This window comes from Solibacillus sp. iso_87 (assembly GCF_056173085.1).
In genome coordinates this window covers 3580912-3596349 of the sequence record NZ_CM149656.1, presented here as the reverse complement: position 1 = coordinate 3596349, position 15438 = coordinate 3580912, and the positions used below count along the sequence as shown (strand labels likewise).

Annotated in this window: 11 protein-coding genes and 1 riboswitch; of the genes, 10 read left to right on the top strand and 1 reads right to left on the bottom strand. The window is 39.6% G+C overall.

The annotated features are described in order from the left end of the window. The first annotated feature begins 11 nt into the window (after positions 1–11). On the top strand, positions 12–1643 hold the full coding sequence (groL, locus tag AC0VXV_RS18340; protein ID WP_079523186.1) for a chaperonin GroEL: 1632 nt from the start codon (positions 12–14) through the stop codon (positions 1641–1643). A 146-nt stretch (positions 1644–1789) separates the two neighbouring features. Then, entirely contained in the window at positions 1790–3160 is a 1371-nt protein-coding gene (locus AC0VXV_RS18335) for an S-layer homology domain-containing protein (protein ID WP_475529595.1), read from the top strand. Positions 3161–3307: 147 nt separating this feature from the next. On the opposite strand, the gene AC0VXV_RS18330 is transcribed toward AC0VXV_RS18335, so the two are convergent. Next, positions 3308–4054 carry an alpha/beta hydrolase gene (locus AC0VXV_RS18330; protein ID WP_079523184.1) on the bottom strand — a complete coding sequence of 249 codons (747 nt, stop codon included), beginning with the start codon at positions 4052–4054 and terminating at the stop codon, positions 3308–3310. A 186-nt stretch (positions 4055–4240) separates the two neighbouring features. On the opposite strand from AC0VXV_RS18330, the gene AC0VXV_RS18325 reads away from it, so the two are divergent. From AC0VXV_RS18325 to desA, 8 genes are all read left to right on the top strand, one after another. Next, positions 4241–5128, top strand: a complete 888-nt coding sequence (locus AC0VXV_RS18325) for a LysR family transcriptional regulator (protein WP_475529594.1) — start codon at positions 4241–4243, stop codon at positions 5126–5128. Between the two features lie 5 nt (positions 5129–5133). Continuing rightward, positions 5134–5976, top strand: coding sequence for a tetratricopeptide repeat protein (locus tag AC0VXV_RS18320; RefSeq protein ID WP_475529593.1), 843 nt, complete (start codon positions 5134–5136; stop codon positions 5974–5976). Between the two features lie 143 nt (positions 5977–6119). Further along, positions 6120–6611: a chemotaxis protein gene (locus AC0VXV_RS18315; protein WP_475529592.1), complete on the top strand. Its 492-nt coding sequence runs from the start codon at positions 6120–6122 to the stop codon at positions 6609–6611. 143 nt (positions 6612–6754) lie between these two features. After that, entirely contained in the window at positions 6755–8140 is a 1386-nt protein-coding gene (gene hemG, locus AC0VXV_RS18310) for a protoporphyrinogen oxidase (RefSeq protein ID WP_475529591.1), read from the top strand. A gap of 87 nt (positions 8141–8227) precedes the next feature. Continuing rightward, positions 8228–8325: riboswitch (SAM riboswitch) on the top strand. Positions 8326–8427: 102 nt separating this feature from the next. Next, positions 8428–10272, top strand: coding sequence for a bifunctional homocysteine S-methyltransferase/methylenetetrahydrofolate reductase (locus tag AC0VXV_RS18305; RefSeq protein WP_079523179.1), 1845 nt, complete (start codon positions 8428–8430; stop codon positions 10270–10272). Beyond that, a complete protein-coding gene (gene metH, locus AC0VXV_RS18300) occupies positions 10265–13696 on the top strand; it encodes a methionine synthase (protein ID WP_475529590.1) in 3432 nt (1143 codons plus the stop codon). The genes AC0VXV_RS18305 and metH overlap by 8 nt, the downstream gene beginning before the upstream one ends. Positions 13697–13764: 68 nt before the next feature. Beyond that, positions 13765–14277: an N-acetyltransferase family protein gene (locus AC0VXV_RS18295; protein WP_475529589.1), complete on the top strand. Its 513-nt coding sequence runs from the start codon at positions 13765–13767 to the stop codon at positions 14275–14277. A gap of 128 nt (positions 14278–14405) precedes the next feature. Further along, positions 14406–15437, top strand: coding sequence for a Delta(5) desaturase DesA (desA, locus tag AC0VXV_RS18290; RefSeq protein ID WP_475529588.1), 1032 nt, complete (start codon positions 14406–14408; stop codon positions 15435–15437). Position 15438 lies beyond the last annotated feature (1 nt).

The window sequence follows — 15438 nt, the reverse complement described above, 5'->3', positions numbered from 1 at the left end:
GAAAATGAATTATGTCAAAAGATATTAAGTTTTCAGAAGAAGCACGTTCATTAATGGCGGCTGGTGTAGATAAGTTAGCTAACGCTGTAAAAGTAACTTTAGGACCTAAAGGGCGTAACGTTGTTTTAGAGAAAAAATTCGGTTCTCCACTTATTACAAATGACGGTGTATCTATCGCAAAAGAAATTGAATTAGAAAACGCTTATGAAAATATGGGCGCTAAATTAGTAGCGGAAGTAGCTTCTAAAACGAACGAAATCGCAGGGGACGGTACAACAACAGCAACAGTACTTGCGCAAGCGATGATTCGTGAAGGACTTAAAAACGTAACAGCTGGTGCTAACCCGGTAGGTATTCGTAAAGGTATGGACAAAGCGGTTGCTGCTGCATTAACAGAGCTTCAAGCTATTTCACGTCCAGTTGAAAACAAAGAATCAATCGCACAAGTAGCGGCAATCTCATCAGCAGATGATGAAATCGGTCAATACATTGCAGATGCGATGGAGCGCGTAGGAAACGATGGAGTTATTACAATTGAAGAATCAAAAGGCTTTACAACAGAACTAGATGTAGTAGAAGGTATGCAATTTGACCGTGGTTATGCATCACACTACATGGTAACTGATACCGATAAAATGGAAGCGGTACTTGATAACCCATTCATTTTAATTACAGATAAAAAAATCTCAAATATTCAGGAGATTTTACCGGTATTAGAACAAGTTGTTCAACAAGGTCGCCCAATTTTAATTATTGCTGAAGATGTTGAAGGGGAAGCACTTGCGACATTAGTAGTAAATAAATTACGTGGTACTTTCAACGCTGTAGCAGTTAAAGCTCCAGGCTTTGGTGACCGTCGTAAAGCGATGTTAGAAGATATTGCCGTATTAACTGGTGGTCAAGTAATTACACAAGATCTAGGTTTAGATTTAAAATCAGCTGATTTATCATCTTTAGGTCGTGCTGCTAAAGTTATCGTATCAAAAGATAACACAACAATTGTTGAAGGTGCTGGTAACACAGATGCAGTAGCTGGTCGCGTTAATCAAATCCGTGCACAACTTGCTGAAACAGCATCAGAATTTGACAAAGAAAAATTACAAGAACGCTTAGCTAAATTAGCTGGTGGTGTTGCAGTTATTAAAGTTGGTGCTGCAACAGAAACAGAATTAAAAGAACGTAAATTACGTATTGAAGACGCTTTGAACTCAACTCGTGCAGCGGTAGAAGAAGGTATCGTATCAGGTGGTGGTACAGCACTTCTCAATGTATACGCGGCAGTTGAAAAAGTATTGGATCAAGTAGAAGGCGATGTAGCAACTGGTGTACGCATTATTTTACGTGCATTAGAAGAACCAGTTCGTCAAATTGCTGAAAACGCTGGTTTAGAAGGTTCAATTATCGTTGACCGTTTAAAACGTGAAGAAGTAGGTATTGGCTTCAACGCGGCAACAGGCGAGTGGGTAAACATGGTTGATGCAGGCGTAGTTGACCCAGCAAAAGTAACACGTTCAGCATTACAAAATGCAGCGTCAGTAGCTTCACTATTCTTAACGACAGAAGCAGTAGTTGCAGACATCCCAGAACCAGCAGGCAGCGGTATGCCGGACATGGGCGGCATGGGTATGCCGGGGATGATGTAATTCCTTTAAGTAACGTATAGATTGTTTTTATAATATAATCGGTTGTTTTGTTTATTAGAGCAAAACAGCCGATTTTTTATATTGTTTTGTATTTTAATAATCGATAAATTATAATATGGAAAGGTTCCAAAATAAGGGGGAATTGGATGAAGAAGTTTTCGGTTTTACTGACATTCGTACTGGTTTTACAACTCGTTTTACCATTAACAAATATAGTGCAGGCAGAAGAAAGTAAGTCGCTATATTATGTAGCACTTGGTGACTCGCTGGCAGCGGGAATGAATGAAAACGGTGAGATTGGTTTTGGTTATGCAGACTTACTTGCTAAAAGTTATCAAGAGCAGAAAAGTGAAGTAATATTCAATAAAGGGTTTTCTTATCCAGGATTTACAACAGTCGATGTGTTAAAGGATATTGAAGAAAACGTCACTAAACCTATTTACGATTTAAATGGGGTTTCGCAAAAGACAGTAGCAATCAAAGATGCAATACAACAGGCAGACTTAATTACATTGAGTGTTGGAGCAAATGATATTTTGAAAAATGTAAATCGATCTGAATCCGGTGAATTTAGCTTTGATACTGCAGGTGTTATTAAGAGCATTCAGGATGTATCGGTGAATTATAAAAAGATTTTTGACAGCATTTATAAAATTAATCCCGAAGTTGAGATGATTGTGATGGGACTTTACAATCCGTTTCCTTATATCGAAGATCCGGCAATTCAAAAACAGCTAAGCATGCTAGTAACGACTTTGAATAATTCAATGAAGAGTATTGTAGAAAATAATGGTGGCATTTTTACTGGAGTAGCTGCACAGATCGCTACGGATGCAAAAACTTATTTACCGAACCCTAAAAATATTCATTTAAGTGAAGCGGGTTATCAAGTCGTAGCGGATGCGATGATGAAAGATTATTTGAATGCATTGATTAAAAACTCAGAAGAAGGTACTACGGAAAGCGAGATCGTTAAAGCGCCATTTACTGATATTCAAAACCATTGGGGCAAAGATTATATTGATGTTGCCTATGCAAAAGGTATTATGAATGGGTATGAGGATGGTACATTCCAGCCGAATGCCAACATGACGCGTGCTCAAGTAATATCTGTCATTTCACGGGCCTTTGGATTAACTGCAACAAACAAAGCCCCTTTTAAAGATATTAGTCATTATGCACAGCAAACACAAAATGGAATTGCCGCTGCATATGAAGCTGGCTTAATCAAAGAAAATAACGGGTATTTTAATCCGCAAGGTAAAATTACACGTTCACAGTTAGCATTGATTTTAATGCGTCTTTCAACTGTTCAAGCTGGGCAACAGTATGTTCCTGCAAAACAGGCACCTTTTCATGATATTGCGAACTATGACCGTGAAGCGCAGTTAGCAATTACTTTTTTATATGATACGGGCGTAGTGCAGGGAACAAGTGCTACAACATTTTCACCTAAAGGTAATGTTACACGTGCTCAAGTGGCGAAAATTTTAGTGCTTGCAATAAATGAAAAATAAAAAAACAAGCGTTAAATGGACGGGGATCCATTTAACGCTCGTTTTTTGCTGACGAGTAAACAAAAGCAAACTCGTCTATATCATTGCAAAAACGGGGATTTTTGCAAGGGGACACAAAGTCATGTATAAGCTAAAGTGGGCTAATGATTATTCTTTCCACTTTAACCCTTCAAAGAAACGGTAAATTTCTTCAAACACTAATTCACGTTCTTTACCTAATGTTAATATATGTCCGGAATTAATGAAAGTTTTAACTGATTTAATTCGTGAATTTACTGAACTATAAATTAGGTCGGCACTTTCACAATAATATTCATCATCTTCCAAACCACGTAAAATGTGGACCGGTGTTTTGATAACATTTAGTTTTTCGCTTGTTTCATTAATCATATTCTGTAAATAGTTTAATGAAGGCATTTTCACAAGTTCAGCAATTTTATTACGACTATCAACTGTTTCGTCATAAGTGCCTGATAACTTTTTATAGTTAATAGCATAGTCAATAATTCGATTTTGTAAACTATCTGTTGATTTTGCCGTTGCTGGAGCAGACATTGTAACAATCGCTTTTGTCGGACGTTCTTCACCAAGCTTTAAAGAGAAGATGCCGCCAAGAGAAACACCTGCTACCGCAATTTCATCGTAGCCACGATTACGCAATTCATCGTAGCCTTCTATAACACTGTCCCACCATTCAGCGGGTTGTGATTGAATTAATAAGTCAGGGCCACCACCATGGCCTTTATATAATGGTGCATGTACTGTATAGTTACGATCCGCTAAATATTTTCCTAAACGTTTTACATCATTTGTATTGCCGGTAAAGCCATGCAGTAATAAAACAGCACGTTTCCCGGATTCAATTGTAAAAGGTTTCGGCGCGATGAGTTTCATTGTCAATTAGACCCCTTTTTTTATGTCAATTTTATAAAACTTCAAAAAAACTCTTGAAATTTAAAAATAATTTTGTTATGAAAAGCTGTTGTTATCGACTATTATAAAGGTATAAATATATAAGTACAATTTATTATTTTTATTGTTTTGATGCAAAAAAGTTATGAATGATGTGAGGTATATAAAATGGAGATTGAACAGCTTCAATATTTCAAAACCGTTGCTACAATGCAACATATGACACGTGCGGCAGAAGTTTTAGCGATTTCCCAACCGGCGTTAAGTAAGTCCATTGCGAACATTGAACAGAATTTGGGAGTACCGCTTTTTAACCGCGAAGGAAGATCTATCTATCTGAACCGTTTTGGCGAGCTTTTCTTGCAAAGTGTCAATGTTATTTTGGATGAATACGATCGTATTAAAGAAGAATTTGAAGATATTATCAAACCGGGTTCTGGAGAAGTGTCATTTGGCTTTATTCATACACTCGGTATGGAAATTGTGCCGGAACTGATCGCTTCTACAAGTGAGGCATTTCCGAACATGCAATTTTCTTTAACCCAGGCGACTTCGTTAAGCTTATTAAAGCGGCTTGAAGAAGGAGCCATCGATTTGTGCCTCTCGCAAAAAATAGAATCAAGAGTAATTGAAATTGAGACAGAAGAATTATTTGTGGAAGAGCTGTTTGTCATTGTCCCGACTACACATCCTTTAGCACAGCAAGATGCTGTTAAATTTGAGGAAGTAAAGAATGAACCATTTATTGCGATTAAAAAGGGGAATTCACTCCGTCAATTAGTGGATGAGCTTTTTTTAGAGCGGGGAATTGTGTTAAACACAACATTTGCTGCTGAAGAAATGCATACAGTTGCAGGATTTGTCGGTGCAGGAATGGGTATATCCGTAATACCGAATATTAAAGGGCTTGATCATTATAAAGTAAAACGTTTGAAGCTAGATCCGCCTTGCTATCGTTCGGTCTGCGTTTCATGGGCGAAAAACCGTTATTTGCCTCCAGCAGTATCCGAGTTTAAACAATATTTACTGGATTATTTTCAGCAAAGAGAAGAGTGAAAAAAATGGAGCACAATCAATTTAGAAACTGGCTGAAACAACAGGAAATAGAGCATGAGGACAAGTGGCTTGAGCAGTTTGAATCGGCATTTAAAGGGGACGAGCAGGCAATCGTTAATATCGCCTTGTTATATAAAGAATTTGGACAATATGACGAAATGTACGATTTGCTAGATAAGGCAAGTGAGCGGCAAAACAGTGAAGCTATGTATGAACTGGGAAACTGCTATTTTGAGGAGCTTGGTGAAAAAGGAAGCGAGCAACAGGCGTTCTTACTCTATAAAAGTGCTGCACAATTAGGTCAACGAGATGCAATGAATAATTTAGCAGATATGTATTTGAACGGTGAGGGAACAGCAGTTGACGAACAACAGGCGCTCAGCTGGTTTAAGAAAGCTGCACATTTAGGTGTCGCCGAAGCGATGTTTACCCTCGGAATGATGTATGAACAGGGGTTAGGAACCAAATGTGATGAATCACAGGCCTTTGCCTATTATTCTCGCAGTGCAGAACAGCAAGATGTCGAGGCAATGTATCGCATTGGTATGATCTATTTTTCAGGAGAACTAGGGCAACAGCCAAATAATGAAAAAGCGTTGGAGTGGTTTTTAAAAGCGAGTGAACAGTTTCATGTCGATGCAACATTTAATATCGGCTACTGCTATGAACATGGTTATGGTGTAGCCCGAGATAACGAAAAAGCAATCCATTACTATAAAAAGGCAAGTTTACTTGGAGATTTAGAAGCGACAAAAAAAGTTGTAAGTTACTATGAGTTGACGGACGCAGCAGAAGCATCCAAATGGCGGGAAAAGCTAATAGTTCTAAATAACGATATATATGAATAATAATGTGATAGATACAATAAAAGTTTACATTTCCAATTTCCCTGTCATAATTTAGACCCATTTCATGGAGAAAAATAGGTTTAATTTTAGTGGAAAATAGGAAATATATTATAAGGGGAAAGTATTAAGAAGGGGGAATTTTCATGTTTATGTTTGCAGTCCATCAATTCTCTTCTGAACACAATGAGGATAGTATTCAAAAACTACAGCAAATGCTATTAGAACAGCGAGAGAATCTGACGACGCTATGTACAATCGTTGAATATTTAAAAAGTTATGTCCAAACAGGATTAGATCATAAAGATGTTGTTAAATACAAGCAAAAAATCCAAATGATGACGGATAAACAAATCAAACGTTACAATCAAATTGATGAGCTTATCAATACGAATATTCTGGAATTGAAGAAGGGTAAAACAGCAGATAATACCGCACTTATATACGGTAAAGAAGTTCGGAAAATTGAATCTGGTGTTCGTACTTTAAAACTGTTTGCGAGCGATGCAGTGAATATGTTAGATCTAAACAAACATATAGAAAATCGCAGTATTGAACGTATACGCTATTTTGATAAACGCTCTACATCTTTGGAAGCAGAAATTATTTCCCTAACAAAGCAACTATCTTATAAATAAAATAAGAGGCCATTCTACCATAGTTTTTTAGGTAGGATGGCTTTTCTTATGCAGATCTAAAAATTGTAATACCCGTCTGACCATGTTTTGCATAAAAAAGTTTATACTTATAAGAGAAGCGAACGAAATAGGAGAGAATGAATATGAAAACAGTAGTAGTTGTAGGTGGCGGGATTACCGGGCTATGTACGATGCATTATTTGAAGAATAAAATGCATGAACAAAACGTGGAGGCGCGGTTAATACTGATTGAAAAGAACGCATATTTAGGCGGGAAAATTCATTCCGAAAAGGATAAAGGTTTTATTATGGAAACGGGGGCTGACTCAATTGTAGCTCGCCATCCAGGGGTTTTGGAGCTTGTAAAAGAGCTTGATTTTGAATCAGAGCTTGTCTATAACGAAACGGGAATTTCTTACATTCATACGAATAATGAGCTGCATCCAATCCCCGCAGGATCGACATTCGGTATTCCAATGAGTGTAGAATCGCTCCTGTCGAGTACGTTAATTTCTGAAGAAGGTAAGAAAAGAGCACTTCAAGATTTAGAAATCCCGAATACTAAATTTACAAAAGAAAGCTCTATCGGTACATTTTTAGAGTACTTTTTGGGTGAAGAAATAGTCCGCAAGCAAATCGCCCCTGTATTAGCGGGTGTTTATTCAGGTGATTTATATCAATTAAGCATGGCGTCCACTTTGCCGTATTTAGTGGACTATAAAAACACCTACGGATCGATTATTAAAGGTTTCGAAGCACATCGTGAGCAATTCGAAAAAGCGGCGAATAAGAAGTTTATTTCTTTCCGTTCAGGTTTATCGGCATTAATCAATCGTTTAGAAGAACAGCTGCCGGAAGTTGAATTCATGAAAAATACAGTGACAAAGCAAATCCGTAAAAAAGAAGAGCAATATGAAGTTGTGCTGGAAGATGAAACGATTTTAGCGGATGTTGTAGTACTGGCTGTTCCGAATGAAACGGTACGTCATGTCATGCCGGACGATTCATTGGAGGAACAACTGAAAAAGTTCACGACGGCATCTGCTTTAACGATGTATGTGGGCTTTGATGTACCGGACGATATTTTACCGGCAGATGGTACAGGCTTTATCGTTTCACATAATAGTGATTTAGTTTGCAATGCGTCTACATGGACGAGCCGTAAATGGAAACATACGTCGGCAGAAGGAAATTTACTCGTTCGTCTGTTTTATAAAAATATTAATCCGCGTTATGAAGAGTTGGCTGCTATGTCTGATGAAGAGCTGACAAAAGTTGCATTGGAAGATATACGTCTTAGCTTAGGTGTTGGAGCGGAACCGACAGTCGTCAATGTAACAAAGTGGGTTGACCAAATGCCCCGCTATGATTTGGCGCATAATGAAGCATTATCGAAAGTTACACAGCAACTGGCAACTGATTACCCGAATGTCCTATTAGCGGGATGTGCCTATTTTGGAGTAGGAATCGGTGCATGTATTTTAAACGGCAAAAAAACGGCTGAACAGATTATTAGCCGAATTATGTAAAGAAATACTTCATTCAGCTAAAGGGTATTGACGTAAGTATTAGATAACGTTATGATTCATTTAATTATTTTTAAAATTCATATTATTTTCTTATCAAGAGAAGTTGAGGGACTGGCCCGATGAAACTTCAGCAACCAACATTAAGTCAGGTGCTAAATCCAGTGGCAAATGCCAGAAGATGAGAAGGGATTAAGTTGATAACTACTATGCCTTCTTTTATTTAATGAAAGAAGGCTTTTTTGTATCGTTAATATACTGAAAATACTGTAAATGATGGAGTGAAGGCAATGGGTTTACTTGAAGAATTACAAACACGCGTTTTAACAGCAGACGGGGCAATCGGAACACTTCTTTATTCATATGGGTTGGATTATTGTCATGAAGAGATGAATATTGCACGTCCTGATATTATAGAGAAAATTCATAGCGAATATATAGCAGCGGGTGCAGATATTATTCAAACAAATACATACGGCGCAAACCGGATTAAGCTTGCACGTTATGGCTATGAAAATCGTGTCATGGAATTTAATGAAGCCGCATTAAAAATCGCAAAGCGTGCTGCCTCACTGGATGGGCAATACGTTCTGGCGACAATTGGTGGTATTCGGGGAATTCGAAAAAGTGATGCGACATTAGACGAAATTTTAGCTGCATTCCAAGAGCAGGCCGAAGTATTACTGGCTGGTGAACCAGATGGTTTTTTACTGGAAACCTATTACGATTTTGAAGAATTATCGCATTGTGTCCATCTTTTACGTTCAATGACTGATTTACCGATCATTGCTCAAGTGACGATGCAGGAACCCGGTGTCCTTCAAAATTTAATGTCTTTAAATGAAGCATTTCAAGATTTAGAAAGATTAGGTGCAGACATTGTTGGGAGCAACTGCCGGTTAGGTCCTTTCCATACAATTCAGGCGTTTGAGGGAGTCAATTTACCGAACAAGGCTTTTTTATCTGCTTACCCAAATGCATCTTTATTAGATATTGAAGATGGCCGTGTTGTATATGAGTCCGAAACCGATTATTTCGCACGTGCAGCTGTTGAACTCGTAAACCAAGGAGTCCGTTTAATTGGCGGTTGCTGCGGAACAACACCGAAGCATATTGCAGCTGTAAAAAAACGTTTGGCGAATATGGAGCCAATCGAAACGAAAGAAGCGAAACATGGGCAAACACAATTTGTCCGTATTCCAGAGCCACGTAAGCAAGAGCCGCTCCACGAAAAAGCAAAACGTGAACGCTCTGTTATTGTTGAACTAGATACACCGCGCCATCTGGAAATTGACGGCTTTGTCGAAGGGGCAAAACAGCTGGCAAAAGCGGGTGCCGATGTCATTATGATGGCTGATAACTCACTTGCTTCGCCGCGTATTAGTAATATCGCGATGGCCGCTATTTTAAAAGAGCATGGAATTCGTTCGTTGCCGCATTTAACGTGCCGTGACCGCAATTTAATTGGGCTTCAGTCACATTTAATGGGACTTGATGCACTGGAACTTCATGATATTCTAGTCATCACAGGGGACCCGACAAAAGTGGGAGATTTCCCGGGGGCGACGAGCGTATACGATGTTTCGTCAATGGAGCTTATTTCCTTAATTAAGCAGTTAAATAAAGGCGGTTCATTTACAGGGAAATCGCTGCGCAAACAGGCGAATTTCTCGGTAGCCGCTGCCTTTAATCCGAATGTCCGCGTATTGGACCGTGCAGTAGCTCGTTTAGAGAAGAAAATTGAGCATGGTGCAGATTACTTTATTTCACAGCCGGTTTATACGAAAGAGAAGATTATCGAAATCTATGAGGCGACTAAGCATTTGGAAACACCAATCTATATCGGGATTATGCCACTTACTTCTTCACGCAGCGCGGAATTTTTACATCATGAAGTACCTGGCATCAAATTGTCCGATGAAGTACTTGCGCGTATGGCTGCCTGCGGGGACGACAAGGAAGCATCGACAGCAGAAGGAATCGCGATTGCCAAAGAGCTACTCGATACAGCATGCAAATACTTTAACGGTATTTATTTAATTACGCCGTTTTTGCGCTATGATATGACGCTGGAATTAATGGACTATGTAAAACAATATGATGTGGAAAGTAAAGGAGTTCAGTCGAATGTATAATCACCCAATTCATGAGCAATTACAAAAAAGAATACTTATCATCGATGGTGCTATGGGGACGATGCTTCAGGCAGAAAACCTAACATATGAAGATTTTGGCGGAGAAGACTTAGACGGATGTAATGAAAACCTGGTGCTGACAAGACCTGATGTATTGGGCAAAATCCACCGTGAATATTTAGCTGCTGGTGCTGATATTATTTGTACAAATACGTTTGGCGGAACACCAATCGTATTGGATGAATATGACTTAGGCGACAAGGCGGTTGAAATTAATAAGCGGGCGGTTGAAATTGCACTGGAGGCGGCAAAAGAGTTTTCAACACCGGAATGGCCTCGCTTTGTCGCAGGTGCAATCGGCCCTACGACGAAAACATTGTCGGTAACAGGCGGTATTACATTTGAAGAGCTGGAAGAAAACTTTTATATCCAGGCAAAAGCGCTAATCGAAGCTGGGGCAGATCTTCTGTTAATGGAAACTTCCCAGGATATGCTGAATGTTAAAGCAGGAACGATTGCGATTCACCGTGCATTTGAAGAACTTGGCAAAGAGCTGCCTGTCATGATTTCAGGGACAATTGAGCCAATGGGAACAACGCTTGCCGGGCAATCAATCGAAGCATTTTATATTTCAATTGAGCATATTAAACCGTTGTCTGTCGGACTGAACTGTGCGACAGGTCCGGAATTTATGACCGATCATATCCGTTCATTAGCGGAGCTTTCGAATGGTTATATTAGCTGTTATCCGAATGCCGGTTTACCGGACGAGGAAGGCTGCTATCATGAAACGCCGGATTCATTATCGAAAAAACTGCAAGGCTTCGCAGAAAAAGGCTGGCTGAACATCGTCGGCGGCTGCTGCGGTACAACGCCGGCACATATCGCCACAATCCGTGAAGCTGTAGATGGCTATAAACCGCGTGAGCCGAAAGATGTAACACACGGACATGTCGTGTCAGGTATCGAGCCATTGCAATACGACGAATCTATGCGCCCGTTATTTATCGGGGAGCGTACGAATGTTATCGGCTCTCGTAAATTCAAAAACCTGATCGTTGACGGTAAATTTGAAGAAGCAGCAGAAATTGCACGTGCACAAGTTAAAAACGGGGCACATGTCATCGATATTTGTTTAGCAAACCCTGACCGTGATGAAGTGGAAGATATGAAAAACTTCATGCAGGAAGTTGTGAAAAAAGTTAAAGTGCCGCTTGTGATTGACTCTACAGATGAAAAAGTTATGGAAGTCGCACTGAAGTTTTCGCAAGGGAAGGCCATTATTAACTCCATTAACTTGGAAGATGGAGAAGAGCGTTTCGATGCGGTTATGCCACTTGTAAAAAAATATGGGGCTTCACTTGTTGTCGGTACGATTGATGAAACTGGAATGGCTATTACACGTGAGCAAAAGCTTGAAGTAGCGAAGCGTTCCTATAAGCTCTTAACAGAAAAATGGGGCATGTCAGCAGAAGATATTATCTTTGACCCATTAATGTTCCCAGTAGGTACAGGAGATGAGCAATATATCGGTGCTGCTGAGGAAACAATCGAAGGAATTCGCCTCATTAAAGAACACTTACCTGGCTGCTTAACAGTGCTTGGTGTAAGTAATGTTTCGTTCGGTTTACCGCCAGTTGGACGTGAAGTATTGAATGCGGTGTATTTATATCACTGTACACAAGCTGGCTTGGACTATGCGATTGTAAATACTGAAAAACTGGAGCGCTATGCATCGATTCCTGAAGAGGAAATCAAGCTGGCGAACGATTTAATCTTTAATACAAATGATGAAACACTCGCTGTATTTACTGACTTTTACCGCGATAAAAAGAAAGATGCAGTTGTGAAAGAATTACCGGCGACAGTGGAAGAACGCCTTGCGTATTACATATTGGAAGGTACGAAGGAAGGGTTAATTGAAGATTTAAATGCAGCACTCGAAAAGTTCGATACACCGCTTGATATTATTAATGGACCATTAATGGCAGGGATGGCGGAAGTCGGGAAACTGTTTAACGAAAATCAGCTGATTGTAGCAGAAGTGCTTCAAAGTGCCGGTGTCATGAAAGCAGCTGTCGCGCATTTAGAGCAGTTTATGGAAAAAGGCGATACGAGTGCCAATAAAGGAACAATGGTATTGGCGACAGTAAAAGGCGATGTTCATGATATCGGAAAAAACCTGGTCGACATCATTTTAAGCAATAATGGCTATCGTGTTGTAGATTTAGGAATTAAAGTAACACCTGCACAGCTGATTGAAACAATTCGAAGAGAAAAACCGGATTTTGTCGGCTTGTCAGGTTTACTTGTAAAATCTGCTCAGCAAATGGTCATTACGGCACAAGATTTTAAAGAAGCCGGTATTGATATTCCGATATTAGTAGGGGGCGCGGCATTGTCACGTCGCTTTACTGAGACGAAAATTGCCGATCAGTATGATGGACCAGTAATCTATTCAAAAGATGCAATGCAAGGTTTGGAACAGGCGAATCGCTTAATGAATACAAACGAGCGTGAAGTATTAATAGAAGAATTGCGTGATGCACGAGAAAAACGTCTGGAATCGGATGCGAAGCGTGCAGCACGTCCGGCAGTGGCAGTACTTGAAAAGCCGGTTCGAACAGTTGGAGATGCCGCTGTTTGGAAGCCAAAAGATTTAGTACCGCATATTAAGCCGGATTATTCGGTAGCTCATTTACATCCGTATGTGAATATGCGTACATTGATCGGGCATCATTTAGGGCTTAAAGGGAACTTGGAGCAATTGCTTGCCGATCAGGATGACCGCGCGATTTTATTAAACGATTTAGTGAATGGTTATTTAACAAGCGGTGGATTGAGTGCTTCAGGAATGTATCAATTCTTTCCGGCACAATCCGATGGTGATGATGTCGTCGTGTACAGTCCGGAAGATGCAAAAACGGAGATTAAACGCTTTACATTCCCGCGCCAGCAAGTAGCACCATATTTATGTTTATCGGATTATTTAAAACCGGTTGATAGCGGTGAAATGGACTTTATTGCATTAATGGTCGTAACGGCAGGTAAGGGGGTAAGCGAAAAAGCAAATGAACTGAAACAAGCAGGCAAATTCTTGGAGAGCCATGCATTACAAGCGACTGCACTTGAACTTGCGGAAGGATTTGCTGAGCGTATCCATCAGGAAATCCGAGACCAATGGGGCTTCCCGGATGCAACGGACTTTACGATGCGTGACCGATTTGCAGCGAAATACCAAGGACAACGATTTAGCTTTGGCTATCCGGCATGTCCAAATCTGGAAGACCAGGAGAAACTATTCTCTCTATTGAAACCAGAAAAAATTGGCGTACATTTAACGGAAGGCTTTATGATGGAGCCTGAAGCAAGTGTATCGGCAATTGTATTTGCTCACCCGGATGCACGTTATTTTAATGTATAATTGATTCAAAAATACCGCTTTTCCTTTTTTAAGGTAAGGCGGTTTTGCGACCTTTAGGAGGAAGAAAAATGATTCGACGCGCAACAAAAGAAGATATACCGACGATTTTGGAAATATTTAATGATAATATCCGAAACTCCACAGCGATTTACATGTACAAGGAACAAACATTGGAAGACCGCTTAACATGGTTTGAACAGAAACAGGCTTCAGGTTATCCGCTATTCGTATTTGTTGAAGACGGAGAAGTAGGGGGTTATGCAACGTACGGAAGTTTCCGTGATTATCCAGCAAACTTCTATACAGTAGAACATTCGGTATACGTGCATAAAAATCATTATAAAAAAGGGATTGCCAGTAAACTGATGCACGCAATTATAGAGGAAGCAAATGCAAAAGGTATAAAGACGATGGTAGGATGTATCGATAAAGAAAACATCGCCAGTATTAAAATACATGAGAAATTCGGGTTTTTATATAGCGGAACAATCCGCAATGCCGGTTATAAATTCGGGAAATGGCTGGATTTAGTGTTTTACCAATTAGATTTGGATGGTCCGAAAAATCCACAGGAGAATTGAGAAGATACTAGTTGTTACCAGGTCATATGACATCTGTCATAAAAAATATGTGATGTTTGAGCGTTTTATCATGTTCACTCTTTTTATAAGATAATATTAACAACTTTTGTGGAAAGAGGGATCGACACATGGTAAGCACACATGCAGATAAAACAAAGCAGCTGAGAAAAGATGTTGCACCGTTCGCAAAATCAGAAACGCGACTTAGTATTCAACAAATATTAAATACGCTTGTACCACTTTTATTAATTTGGGGGGCGGGTTATGTATTGCTCCAGTACTCTCCTTGGTATACGGCGTTATGTAGTATCCTAGCTTCAGGATTTGTTATTCGTGCATTTATTATTTTCCATGACTGTACACACGGTTCATTCTTTAAAAGCAAAAAGGCGAATGCCATTATCGGAAATATAACAGGTATTGTGACATCGTTCCCATATGAGAAGTGGAAGCGCGAGCATACGATTCACCACGCGACAAGTTCAAACTTGGATAAGCGCGGAATAGGTGATATCGATATGCTGACAGTTGATGAATACTTGGAAAAATCAAAATTAGGTCGTTTAGGTTATCGTTTATACCGCAACCCGATTGTCATGTTTGGATTAGGGCCACTATTTATGGTTCTTATACTGAATCGTTTCAATCGTAAAGATGCAAAGCGTAAAGAGCGCTTAAACACTTATTTCAATAACATCGCATTATTAGTTATTTGTACAACCCTTATTTTAATATTTGGTTGGTCTACGTTCTTATTAGTACATGGTTTAACATTGTTTGTTGCAGGTTCATTAGGGATTTGGCTGTTCTATATTCAGCATACTTACGAGGATTCATACTTTGAAGTTGATTCGGAGTGGGATTATGTAAAAGCTGCGGTAGAAGGAAGCTCATACTACAAATTACCGAAAGTACTGCAATGGATTACAGGAAATATCGGTTTCCACCACGTCCACCATTTGTCACCGCGTGTACCGAACTATAAGCTGGAAGATGCGCATGAATCGATTAAGCCTCTTCAACAGGCAACAACGATTACATTAAAGACAAGCTTAGAATCGATTCGCTACAAATTATATGATGCCGACAACTACCGCTTTATTACATTTAAAGAAGCGGCAGAACTTGAGGCAACGCGTGACCGAACTGTTGCGAACTAAC